General features: G+C 66.4%; 9 protein-coding genes and 1 tRNA gene. 1 reads left to right on the top strand and 9 read right to left on the bottom strand.

Translation table 11 applies throughout. The features are described from left to right. Window positions 1–267: 267 nt before the first annotated feature. From ACTJKY_RS04220 to xseA, 5 genes are all read right to left on the bottom strand, one after another. Window positions 268–414, bottom strand: a complete 147-nt coding sequence (locus ACTJKY_RS04220; protein WP_440844402.1) for a hypothetical protein — start codon at window positions 412–414, stop codon at window positions 268–270. Between the two features lie 439 nt (window positions 415–853). Continuing rightward, on the bottom strand, window positions 854–3,799 hold the full coding sequence (locus ACTJKY_RS04215; RefSeq protein WP_440844400.1) for a TonB-dependent receptor domain-containing protein: 2,946 nt from the start codon (window positions 3,797–3,799) through the stop codon (window positions 854–856). Between the two features lie 382 nt (window positions 3,800–4,181). After that, window positions 4,182–5,024 carry a M23 family metallopeptidase gene (locus ACTJKY_RS04210; RefSeq protein WP_440844398.1) on the bottom strand — a complete coding sequence of 281 codons (843 nt, stop codon included), beginning with the start codon at window positions 5,022–5,024 and terminating at the stop codon, window positions 4,182–4,184. Beyond that, a complete protein-coding gene (locus ACTJKY_RS04205; RefSeq protein WP_066721469.1) occupies window positions 5,021–5,221 on the bottom strand; it encodes a DUF2093 domain-containing protein in 201 nt (66 codons plus the stop codon). The genes ACTJKY_RS04210 and ACTJKY_RS04205 overlap by 4 nt, the downstream gene beginning before the upstream one ends. Before the next feature lie 40 nt (window positions 5,222–5,261). Then, window positions 5,262–6,770, bottom strand: coding sequence for an exodeoxyribonuclease VII large subunit (gene xseA, locus ACTJKY_RS04200; RefSeq protein ID WP_440844397.1), 1,509 nt, complete (start codon window positions 6,768–6,770; stop codon window positions 5,262–5,264). Between xseA and purD the strand changes: the two genes are divergently transcribed. Continuing rightward, entirely contained in the window at window positions 6,769–8,031 is a 1,263-nt protein-coding gene (gene purD, locus ACTJKY_RS04195) for a phosphoribosylamine--glycine ligase (RefSeq protein ID WP_440844395.1), read from the top strand. The two genes, xseA and purD, sit on opposite strands and share 2 nt — an antisense overlap. Before the next feature lie 102 nt (window positions 8,032–8,133). On the opposite strand, the gene ACTJKY_RS04190 is transcribed toward purD, so the two are convergent. The 4 genes from ACTJKY_RS04190 to pheS all read right to left on the bottom strand — a co-directional run bounded on the left by ACTJKY_RS04190 (window position 8,134) and on the right by pheS (window position 12,205). Continuing rightward, window positions 8,134–8,210: transfer RNA gene (locus tag ACTJKY_RS04190), tRNA-Arg, on the bottom strand. Window positions 8,211–8,272: 62 nt separating this feature from the next. Then, a complete protein-coding gene (locus ACTJKY_RS04185; protein WP_440844393.1) occupies window positions 8,273–8,689 on the bottom strand; it encodes a hypothetical protein in 417 nt (138 codons plus the stop codon). A gap of 4 nt (window positions 8,690–8,693) precedes the next feature. Further along, complete coding sequence (gene pheT, locus ACTJKY_RS04180) at window positions 8,694–11,117, bottom strand: phenylalanine--tRNA ligase subunit beta (RefSeq protein WP_440844391.1); 2,424 nt, start codon at window positions 11,115–11,117, stop codon at window positions 8,694–8,696. Beyond that, window positions 11,114–12,205 carry a phenylalanine--tRNA ligase subunit alpha gene (pheS, locus tag ACTJKY_RS04175; RefSeq protein ID WP_440844390.1) on the bottom strand — a complete coding sequence of 364 codons (1,092 nt, stop codon included), beginning with the start codon at window positions 12,203–12,205 and terminating at the stop codon, window positions 11,114–11,116. The genes pheT and pheS overlap by 4 nt, the downstream gene beginning before the upstream one ends. Between the last annotated feature and the right edge of the window lie 42 nt (window positions 12,206–12,247).

Below are 12,247 nucleotides of genomic sequence, written 5' to 3'. Positions count from 1 at the left end.
CCCCCTTCGTAAAGCTTCCGTTCATTTTAAGGCCGCGATCGGACGCAAACGTCTCCATTTTGCAACAGTTAAGACATCTCCGTTCCCGCTCGGTACGTTAGCGCGCAACATTATGCTGCACAGCACAACACGCTGCTTAAGAAATGGGCACAAAAGTGAGCGTTCGCAGATATTTTACGGATAGCGAGTGACAGCTGCAAAAAGGCTTGCTGCCTTCGGCGCCATCAACGGTCCGCCCCCCACGTTCGGACCGGCGCATCGCACCGATCAGCACATGCCATAGTCGAACTGCTCGACCCAAGGCTGAAGCACGTTGAACACCGGTACCAGATGCCGTTGGTAGCGTTCCCATCGGCCGACCGCCCGCCAGTACAGCGGCTCGGTCCCCTGTGCGTAGCGGGCCGTCGATATCACCCCGCACTGCCTCACGGGCGCGTTGTGACCGTCGCACCCCACCGGCGAAAGGGGAAGGGGGGGGGCATTGATGCAGGCCATAGATTATGACACGTTTTCCCTCTAGGTTCTCATGGAGGCATCAAATGATTAGCTTGGTCGCGCTCCTTCTCGCTCTCGCGCAAACCGCATCTCCCGCTGTCGCGCCGGCTCCCGCGCCAAAATTTCGCTGTGTCCGCGTGGAGGAAACGGGCTCCTTGGTCCGTAAGAAGCGCATCTGCCACACCGAAGAAGAATGGCGCCTAATTGAGCGCCGCGGCGACACCGAGTTGAACCGCATGCGCGATCGCACGCCGATCAATTCACAGCGGCCCAACGGATAAGCCGCAGACTTAAAACAAAAAGGGGCGGGCATCGCTGCCCACCCCCCCCCGGAGTTTTTTGTCGCGAAAGCGACCGATCAGAACTTCAGCTTGACGCCCACCGCGTAGCGACGGCCCAGCGCGTCGTACGTCGACGGATAGGTGTTGCCACTGTTGAACGAGGTCGATCCGATCGTATTGCCGACGACCGGCGGCTTACGATCGAACAGGTTCGTCACCGTGAACGTGAAGTCGAAATTGTCGGTTGCCGCAAAGCGCGTCGCGAGATCGAAGTAATGCGCTGCCTTGATGTGGCGGAACTGCTGCGCGGGCGGATCGGTATCGTCGTTGTTGTCGTTCAGCAGCTCCTGAACGGCGAGCGGCTCATAGTCCATCTTGCCGATGTAACGCCACAGCAACGACAGATCGATCCGCGAGAAGCTGAGCGTCGTGCGCTGGTTAAAACTGAACTCTGGCTGGATCGAACCACGGAAGTTGATGCCAGCCCCCGGGCTGCCGCAGCTGTTCGAATAATAACCTACGCATTCGCGGATGACCGAAACCGGCGTGGCCTGGAACTTCGACGAGTGAGTCCAGTTACCCGAGAAGTTCAGGTCGAGTTTAGCGAAGTTCAAGTCGCGGCGATAATTGACCGTCAAGTCGACGCCATCCGTCCAGATGCGGCCCGAGTTGGAATAAGGCAGCGGGACAAAGGCAGAAGCCGTGCCGAACAGCGCGCCCGTGGCGGGGTTGCGACGGATCGCGGTGCAGGCGGGGTTGTTCGGGTTCAGGCCAGGATTGTTGGCAGTGAGGAAGCAGGCGTTCAGCGCATCACCGAACGAAGGCTGGCTGATCGCGTCGCGCACGCGGATATTGTAGTAATCCGCCGTGATGGTCAGACCCGGCACGAAGGTGGGGTTCAGCACCACGCCAGCCGTCCACGTCGTCGCCTTTTCAACGCCCAGGCGGAGATTGCCGCCGGTGCGATTGTTCGGCTGCGCCGAGGGTTCCGCTTCGATGCTGCCGATCGAGGAAGCCGGGGCACCCTGCGCTATACAGATCGCTCGAAGCTGCGCATTGTTCACCGGCGCCGCGCCCTGGCAGGGGTCGGTGGCGAAGTTGTCGAGGCCGGTCACCTGCGGGCTGAACAGCTCGCCGATGTTCGGTGCACGCGCGGCCTTCTGATAATTGCCGCGAACCTTTAGCCAGCTGGTCGGCTCCCAGTTACCGCCTGCCTTCCAGGTCCAGTTGGTGCCCGAGATCGAGTAATCCGAATAGCGCGCGCCGAGTTCAAGGGTCAGGTTATGAAAGAACGGCTTGTCCTGAACCAACGGAGCGATGAGCTCCGCAAAGGCTTCCTTGACGTTGTAGGTGCCACGTGAATCCGGGTTGGCAGCGCCTGCACCGAGCACTTCGTCCGGTGTCTGGCTCGAAAGATCGGAGCTGCTCTCGGCCACGTAGCGCCGGTATTCGCCGCCGATAGCGAAGCCGATTGCGTCGTTTGCACCGGGCACCGCGACCCCGACATCACCAGAGACGACTCCCCGAACGGTGGCGAGCGACGTCTTCGTGGCCGAGCTGGTCGGGATGTTCAGATAGGCGAACATCTGCGGCGTGATCGATCCGGCCGCACCGAACAGATTGATGGGCACGCAGTCCGAGGCGCCGTTGGCACAGCTCTGGGTGTTGTTCGCAAGCAACGCCGACTGCACGCGCGAGAACAGGCCCTGTCCTGTGCTGCGCGAGGTGTTCTCGCTCTCGCCGTAGCTGCCCGACAGATCGAAGTTGATCGTGTCGGTGATGTCGCCGCGAAGGCCGGCACGCAGCTGGAACAGCTGCGTCGTATACTCCGAAGTGCGCGAGCCGCCCTCGACGAAACGGCGGGACAGCGTGGCGCCGAACGTGTTCTGGCCAATAACCGGCGCCGCCGTCGACGAAGCTGCCGCGGCGCATGCCGCCGCATTTAGTCCGTTGGCGGCGCAAGCCGCGTTGCGAACAGCGGCGGGGAGGTACGGGTTGTTGTACGGGATCTGATAGGTGAGACCGAAGGTTCCCGAAGGCGCGATGATCGTCGACACCTTGGTCTTGGAGAACAGCCCTTCCGCATAGGCCTCGATCCCGTCCTTCACTTCGTACCGGCCGGTGCTGTACAGGCTATAGCGCTCGAACGGCGTCTGGAAGACGTTGTACGGATTGAAGTTGAAGAGCGCGAAGGTCGGATCCAGCGTACCCGAGGCCGGGTTGAACTGCTTGGTGCCGTTGCCGTCGCCCAGATTCAGGCGGATCGGAACGGTCGTGCCGGATCCTGCTTCTTTACCGCTCACCGAGTCGATCTGCGCAACCGAAATGGCGCGATCACCCTGATAGACTGGATTGGCTTTTTGATAGCCGAGGCTAAGGGTGACATTCCCGCGCCCGTCAGCAAGATTAGCGCCGGCCGTCAGGTCAACGCGGAAGACGTTACCGTCGCCACGCTCGGCGAGCTGCTCGGAAGCATTGACTTCCACACCCTTGAAATCCTTGCGGGTGACGAAGTTCACCACGCCTGAGACCGCGTCGGCGCCGTACGTAGTGGTGGCGCCGCCGGTCAGCACGTCTATCCGCTCAACCAGAGCGAGAGGAATGATGTTCAGGTTAACCTGCCCGTTGAAGTCCGCCGGCACAAGGCGCGAACCATTCAGCAGTACCAGGTTGCGCTGCGGGCCAAGGCCCCGAAGATCGACGAAGGAAGAACCGCCATTGCCGTTGTTCACCGACGAACCGATGCTAGGAACGACGCCCGGCAGCGACCGCAGCACTTCCTCGGCGACGTTGCTCTGGCGCAGGGACAGTTCCTGCTGCCCCACAACGTTAACGGGGCTGGAGGACGTGAGATTGGGATTGCGGATGAGCGTTCCCGTGACGACGATTTCGCTGCCGGTATCCGCAGCCTGGGCAGGCGCCGCATCGGCAGGTGCAACCGTCGCGTCACTGCGGGGCGCGGGCGCGTTCTGCGCCGCCGCCGGCATCGCTCCGAACGCGCTCGCGACGGCAACTGCGGACAACGCAATCCCACCACGCAACTTACTATACGTTCTTTTCATTGGATTCCCTCACTCTGCCCTTCCCGTTATTCATGGGTAAGGAATGCCTCCCCGCACCCAGCCGTAGGCGGGCTGGATGGAGATGAAGGGCAAGGAAGCAAGTAAGCTAGCAAAGTGTAAAGTTGCGATTGCAAAAGACCCACACGGTTTCCTGTGCATGTCTCTAAAACGCAACAGCTTTAATCAAATATGTCGCGCAGGTTTATGGGCAGGCAATAAAGTTTCTGTCGGCTTGGCATGTTGCCGAGAAACGGGGCACAACCGATTTCACCTTCGAAGCGCCTGACGCCGCCGCACTGCAATTCGCAACGCGAATCATGCAAACTCCGGGAGGTATCGATCCTTATATCGATCGGAACGGCATCGCCCCCGCGGCCAGTAGCGGGTCAATCCGCGCGCCGCGCCACATCATCCCCCAGTGCAAATGCGGCCCCGTCGCACGGCCGGTCGCGCCCACCGCACCGAGCAGCTGGCCCTGATGGACCATCACCCCCTCGCGCACGTCGATCCGCGACAGATGCAGGAACGCGCTCGACAGGCCCATGCCATGATCGAGCATCAGCAAATTGCCCTCCAGCGTGAACGGCGCCTCGGCAGCGAGGATCACCACACCGTCGGCGGGGGCTCGGACCGGCGTGCCGGTGGGCAGGGCAATGTCGATGCCGGAGTGATAGGCACCCGGCTCGCCCGCGTAGATACGCTGCGAACCGAACAACGTGGAAATGCGGCCCGTGGCCGGCCATGCGAAGTGTTGGCGCCAGCCTTGTGCCGCGGTCTGCAACGCACGCGCGGCCTTGATGCGGGTGAGTTCGGCGGGACGTCTCTCTTCGAACTCGGCGCTAGGCACCGGGTATTTGGGCAGACGGTCCAGCCGCGAGATGTTCCAGGCGCGCGGCGCAATCTGCAGTTCCTCGCGCGTCGTACGCCCGTCACTGGCCTTTGCCTCCAGCAGCGCGGTGGGCGGGGCATCGCGATCAAACGCGATCAGGAAGCGACGGTCGGCGGCGAAGGGGATCGGCTGGCCGTTGAACTGGAGCTCGGTCGTGTCGGGCGGCACCTGCCCTCGCGCGATTCCGCCCTGCTCGAAGCTGCCGTCCAGCGCGAAGGGATCCCCGCCCGCGCGTGCGGTGCGCGCCACCAGCGTCGTCGCCAGCATCGCCGCGGCGAAGCGCCGCCGGTCGATCATGCCTCGAGCAGCGCCTTGGTGGCCGCCTCGGGCGTGGCATAGGCTTCCTGCCGCGCCACGCTCCAGTAACGCAGCGAGTCGACGGGGATGCGCTCGCCGGTGACCGCGCACAGCACATGGTCGCCGGGCGAGAGGACGCGGAAGCCATTGGCCATATAGTGCAGCTTGGCGACGCGGGCGGTGTTGGACATCAGCATGGGCGGCGCCATTCCTGCTTTCGAGTGGGTTGGATGCGCCTCACAGCAGCGTCGGCTGTTCGGGCTTGGGCGGATCATAGGCCTTGCCCGCGCCGCGCTCAACCCGGGCATCCACCGATCCATCGGCGAAATGCAGCGTCACGGCCTGCGCGGCGCGCGCGTCCCCGGCCGAGGCAACGACTTTGCCGGTGCCGCGCCCCTCCACCCAAGCATAGCCCTTCTTGAGCGGCAGTTCGGGATCGAGCAGTTCCAGGTGTCGCCCCATCGCCGCCAGCCGCTCCGAGGCGGTGGCGAAGCGGCGTTCGAGCGTCGCCAGCTTGAGCCCCTCGGCGGGTCGGGCGAAACGCTGGCGAAGCGCGGCCAGCTCGCGATCGGCGGCGCGGTCGAGCGCGATGCCGCCCAGCCGCTGGCGCGCGGTTGTCAGCCTTTGTTCGAGCGCCGCCGGACGGAGCGCCGCGCCGGCGCGATCCAGGAGACCGCGCGCCACCGTCACCCGCCGTTCGAGCGCGAGGCCGAGCCGCGCCCCCGCGTCGTCGAGCCGCTGGCGCTGCGGCCCCAGCAGCGCGTCGCGGCGCGGCAGCACGCGGACCAGTGCCGCCAGCTGCTCGCCGGCACGCTGGTGATAGCGGCGCACGCAGCGTTCGGTACGATGCGCCAGCGTGGCGATGCCGTGACGGACATCCGCCAGCACCGGCACTGCGATTTCGGCGGCCGCCGTGGGGGTCGGCGCGCGCAGATCGGCGGCGAAATCGCACAAGGTGGTATCGGTCTCGTGGCCAACCGCCGAGATGATCGGAATCGAACATTCCGCCACCGCCCGCACCACGACTTCCTCGTTGAACGACCAGAGATCCTCGACCGAGCCGCCACCGCGCGCGACGATCACCAGGTCCGGACGCGGCACGGGACCGCCAGGCACAATCGCATCGAAGCCGCGCACCGCCCGCGCAATTTCCTGCGCCGACCCGTCGCCCTGCACCTTCACCGGCCAGACCAGCACATGGCTCGGAAAACGGTCCTCCAGCCGGTGCAGGATGTCCCGGATCACCGCGCCGGTGGGCGAGGTCACCACGCCGATCACCTTGGGCATATAGGGCAGCGGCTTCTTCCGCCGGGCATCGAACAGCCCCTCGCCCGCCAGTTTGGCCTTGAGCTTTTCGAGCAGCGCCATCAGCGCGCCCTCGCCGGCCAGCTCCATCCGCTCGATGACGATCTGGTATTTGGAGCGGCCGGGATAGATGGTGAGCTTGCCGGTGGCGATCACTTCCAGCCCGTCCTGCGGCTGAAAGGGCAGCGCCGAGGCAGCGCCGCGCCAGATCACGCCGTCGATCACCGCGTCCATGTCCTTCAGCGCGAGATAGGCGTGACCCGATGCGGCGCGCTTCCAGCCCGAAATCTCGCCGCGCAGCCGGACATGGCCGAACTCGCCCTCCACCATGCGCTTGAGCCGGCCGGAGAGTTCGCTGACGCTCACCGGCGCCGCGTTGTCCCCGGGCACCGCCTCGGCTACGAGCCGCGTCGATGAAGTCTCGAAAAGGGGGTCGGCCATGAACGTCCTGCTATTGGGTTCGGGGGGTCGCGAACATGCGCTCGCCTGGAAGCTCGCACAATCGCCGCTGCTGACGCAGCTCTTCGCCGCACCGGGCAATCCGGGCATAGCGGCGCATGCCACGCTCGTCGACCTCGCAGCCACCGATCCGGCGGCGGTGCTCGCCTTTGCGCAGGCGAACGGCATCAGCCTGGTCGTCGTCGGGCCCGAGGCGCCGCTGGTCGCAGGCGTGGGCGACGTGCTGCGCGACGCCGGCGTGCCCGTGTTCGGCCCCAACCGCCTGCCGGCGCAGCTGGAAGGATCGAAGGGCTTCACCAAGGATCTGTGCGCCCGCGCCAACATCCCCACGGCGGGCTATGTTCGCGTCCACGGGCTCGACGAGGCGCTGGCCGCGCTGGAGCCGTTCGGTCTGCCGGTGGTGGTGAAGGCCGACGGCCTCGCCGCGGGCAAGGGCGTCACCGTCGCGATGACCCGCGACGAGGCGATCGGTGCGCTGACCGCAATTTTCGCCGATACAGGCGCGAGCGCGGTGATCGAGGAGTTTCTCGACGGCGAGGAAGCCAGCCTGTTCGTCATCACCGACGGCACCAGCGCGGTGCCGTTCGGATCGGCGCAAGACCATAAGCGCGTCGGCGAAGGCGATGTTGGCCCCAATACCGGCGGCATGGGTGCCTATAGCCCCGCCCCGGTGCTCACCCCGGCGCTGGAACGCGAAGCGATGGAGCGGATCGTCAAGCCGACCATCGCCGCGCTGGCGGCCGAGGGCATCCCCTATTCGGGCGTGCTCTATGCCGGGCTGATGCTGACGAAGCACGGCCTCAAGCTGATCGAGTATAATGCCCGCTTCGGCGACCCCGAATGCCAGGTGCTGATGCTGCGGCTGGAGGACGACCTGCTCGAGCTGCTGCTGGCAACCGCGCGCGGCGAGCTTGCCGGATGCCCCGCCCCGCGCTTCCGCCCCGATACCGCACTGACCGTGGTGATGGCAGCGCGCGGCTATCCGGGCACGCCTGAGACAGGCGGCAGCATCGAGGGCATCGAAGCGGCGGAGACCGGCGGCGTGCAGGTGTTCCATGCGGGCACGAAGCGCCAGGGCGACACGCTGGTGGCGAGCGGCGGCCGAGTGCTCAACGTGACGGCGATCGGGCCGGACATCGCGACGGCGCAGGCTGCGGCCTATCGCGGCGTCGACGCGATCAACTTCCCCACCGGCTTCTGCCGGCGCGACATCGGCTGGCGCGAGTTGGCGCGCCGCATCTGATCCCTGCGCGGCGCGGCGGCACCTGCCGCCGCGTTCCGTGCGGGACGCGCGAACCGCCGTCGCCAGAGGCAATTGCGGTCGTTTGACGATGGTAGTGGAAAATGGTGCGCCCGGAACGATTCGAACGTCCGACCCTCAGATTCGTAGTCTGATGCTCTATCCAGCTGAGCTACGGGCGCATTGGAGGTGCGGCGCCTAACCGAGGTTCGCGGGTAGCGCAACCCCTTTTTGCACCCGCCCCTCAATTATCGCGATAGGGCAGCATATCCTCGTCGAACGAGCGCGGCTGGTTGAGCTGCCAGGTCTCGCCGTCCCAGCGATCTTCCTGGTCGTCATACTGGATCAGCGTGCCCTCGGGGCAGCCCAGCGAGGCCAGCTCGTCGCGGCAAAAGGCACGGCCGAGGTCGAGGTCGGTAAGGTCGACGTCGAGGATCGCGCAGGCGGGGCGCCACTGGCCGGCATCGTCGAGCGTCTCGATCAGCGTACCGCCGCCGCAGGTGCCGAGCCCGGCGATGCGCAGCTCGGCATCGAGGAACACGCCGTAGCGGCCCTCGCGCTCATGCGGATCCATGTCGCCGGGAAAGGCTACCGACACCGAATGCGTGTCGAGCGGCTCTGCCAGAAGGGCGTCGAGCCCGGGTAGGAACCGCTCGATCATCGCATCATCCTCGCAGGGTTGCGCCAAGCTTCGTCGCCGCCGCGACGACCTTGTCGGCCACTGCCTTCAGGTCCGCGTCGGTGAAGCTCTTTTCGCCCGGTTGGAGCGTGACTTCAATGGCCAACGACTTGTGCCCTTCCGGCACGCCCTGGCCGGTGAACAGGTCGAACAGCCGTGCGTCGACGATAATGCCCTTGTCGGCACCCTTCACCGCGCGGACGAGATCGCCCGCCGCGAGGGTGGTCGGAACCAGGAAGGCGAAGTCGCGGGTCACCGCCTGCAGCGCCGGAGGCGTGAAGGCCGGACGGGTGAAGCCGGCGGCCTTCTTCGCGGGCAGCGCGTCGAGATGGATTTCTACCGCCGCCACCGCACCGTCGAGGTCGAACGCCTTGAGCACGCTCGGATGGACCATGCCGAAGCTGGCGAGCACCGTCTTGGGGCCCAGCCGCAGCGTCGCCGACTGCCCGGGATGGTAGGCGGCACCCGCCTCGCCCATCACCTGCAAATTGGCGACCGGCGCACCGGCGGCCTCCAGCAGCGCCAGCGCTTCGGCCTTGGCGTCGAACGCAGTGAAGGGCTGGGCCTTGCCGGCCTGCCAGCCGCGCGCGGCCTTGGAGCCCGCCAGCACGACACCCAGCGTCAGCCGCTCCTTGTCCGCCAGATAGCGGCGGCCGACCTCGAACAGGCGGACGCTGGTGGCGCCGCGCTTGAGGTTGCGCTCCGCCGCCGCCAGCATGCCGGGCAGCAGCGAGGGGCGCATGACCTTCATGTCCTCGCTGATCGGATTCGCCAGCGTCCAGGCGCCGCCACCGAACACCTCCGCCTGCGACTCGGGCAGGAAGCTCCAGGTGATCGCCTCGTTGAGCCCCCGGGCGGCGGCAGTGCGGCGCATCCGGCGCTCGAGCTTCTGCTCGGGCGTAGCGGTGGGCGTCGCGACGCCGGGGGTGCGGGGCAGCGGCACCGACGGCACGTTGTCGATGCCGGCGATGCGGATCACTTCCTCGACGATGTCGGCGGGGCCGTCGATGTCGCGGCGCCAGCTCGGTGCGGTGACGCGGAGTGCGTCGAAGCCTGCGTCCAGCGCGACCGGATCGCCATTGCCGTCGAGCGGCTGCACGACGAAGCCGAGGCTTTCGAGGATCTCCACCTGCTGTTCCGCGGGAACGGCGAGGCCGCCCAGCGTTTCGGCCAGCTTGGGATCATAGCCGACGACCGCGCCGACCTTGGGCGGGGTGCCGCTGCGGGTGACCTCGCTGGGCGTACCGCCGCACAACGCCAGCACCAGCCGGGTGGCGATCGCAAGCCCTTCGTCCAGGAACGCCGGATCGACGCCGCGCTCGAATCGGGTGCGCGCATCGCTGGTCAGCAGCAGCTTCTGGCCGGTGCGGGCGATATGCTCGGGGTCGAAATAGGCGCACTCGATCAGCACGTCGCTGGTGTCGTCCGAACAGCCCGAATGCTCGCCGCCCATGATGCCGCCGATGTCGTGCACCGCCGCATCGTCGGCGATCACGGTCATCGAGTCGGTCAGCGTGTAACTCTTGCCGTTCAGCGCGAGCACGGTCTCGCCGTCCTTCGCCTTGCGCGCGACCAACCCGCCCGAGAGCTTCGCCATGTCATAGACGTGGAGCGGACGGCCGAGCCCGAACATCACGAAGTTGGTGATGTCGACCAGCGCGGAGATAGGCTTCTGGCCCACTGCCTTGAGACGCTGCTGCAGCCAGTCCGGCGACGGCCCGTTCTTCACGCCGCGCACGATCTGGCCATAGAAGGCCGGGCAGCCCGCAACATCGTCGGTGCGCACGTCCGGACCCGCGCCCTGCGGCACGATCGCCGGCAGGCTCGCCACCACCGCATCGAGCGGCTTGAGCGTGCCGAGGCCTCCTGCTGCGAGGTCGCGCGCGATGCCGCGCACGCCCATGCAGTCCTGGCGGTTGGGCGTGATCGACACGTCGATGACCGGATCGTCGAGGCCGGCATAGTCCGCATAGGCGGTGCCGACCGGCGCATCGGCGGGCAGCTCGATGATGCCGTCATGGTCCTCGCCGAGCTCGAGCTCCATCGTCGAGCACATCATGCCGTTCGATTCGACGCCACGGATCGCCGAGACCTTCAGCTGCATGCCGTTGGCCGGCACCACCGCGCCGGGAAGACCCAGCACGCCGACCAGCCCGGCCCGTGCATTGGGTGCGCCGCAGACGACCTGCAGCACGCCGTCGCCGGTCTCGACGCTCAGCACCTGCAGCTTGTCGGCCTGGGGGTGGCGCTCGGCGGTCAGCACGCGGGCGACGCGGAAGCCGTTCAGCCGCTCGGCGGGGTTCTCGACGCCCTCGACTTCGAGGCCGACACGAGTCAGCGCCTCGAGGATCTCCGTCAGCGACGCCTCGGTCTCCAGATGCTCCTTGAGCCAGCTCAGGGTGAACTTCATGCGCCGACTCCCCCGCTCAGCGTGGGCACGTCGAGCGCCGAGAAGCCGTAATGCTTGAGCCAGCGCAGATCGCCGTCGAAGAAGGGGCGCAAGTCGTCCATCCCATATTTGAGCATCGCCAGCCGGTCGACACCGGTGCCAAAGGCGAAGCCTTGCCATTCATCGGGATCGAGCCCGCAGGCCTCGATCACCCGCCGGTGCACCATGCCGCTGCCCAGCACTTCCATCCAGCCGCCGCCGGGCGCGTCGCCGCTGCCGCCGATCACGCGCTTGCCGTCCTTCCAGGTGAAGCCGACATCGACTTCGGCCGAAGGCTCGGTGAAGGGGAAATAGCTGGGGCGCAGGCGCAGCACGATGTCGTCGCGCTCGAAGAACGCCTTGAGGAAGGTCTCCAGCGTCCACTTCAGGTGGCCGAGGGTGATGCCCTTGTCGATCACCAGGCCTTCGATCTGGTGGAACATCGGCGTGTGCGTCGCATCCGAATCCGAACGATAGACGCGGCCCGGCGCGATGATGCGGATCGGCGGCTTCTGGCTGGTCATGGTGCGGATCTGCACGGGGCTGGTGTGCGTGCGCAGCACCATCGGCCGTTCATGCTCGCCGGCGATGTAGAAGGTGTCGTGCATCGCGCGCGCCGGATGCGTCTCCGGAATGTTGAGCGCGGTGAAATTGTGCCAGTCGTCCTCGACCTCGGGGCCGGTGGCGACCGCGAAGCCCAGATCGGCGAAGATCTCGGCGAGCTCGTCCATCACCTGGCTGACCGGGTGGACCGACCCCGGCGCGACGCCGTCGACCGGCAGCGTCATGTCCACCGTCTCGCTGGCGAGGCGCGCGTCGAGCGCGGCCTGTTCCATGGCGGTCTTGCGGGTGGCGAGCGCCTCGGTGACCGCTTCGCGCAAGGAATGGATGCGCGGGCCCTGTTCCTGGCGCTCTTCGGGGGTGAGCTTGCCGAGCGTCTTGAGCAGGCCGGTGATCGCGCCCTGCTTGCCGAGCGCCTGAACGCGCACCGCCTCCAGCGCATCGAGCGCGGTGGCGGCATCGATCGCGGCAAGCAGCTCGCCGCGCAGGGTATCGAGATCGGTGGTCATCGTTTTCCGTTCACTGTGCGAGATGGCTGGAACCCCAGACGG

This window comes from Sphingomonas sp. 22176 (assembly GCF_052045505.1).
GTDB lineage: Bacteria > Pseudomonadota > Alphaproteobacteria > Sphingomonadales > Sphingomonadaceae > Sphingomonas.
This window is presented reverse-complemented; position numbering and strand designations above follow the sequence as displayed.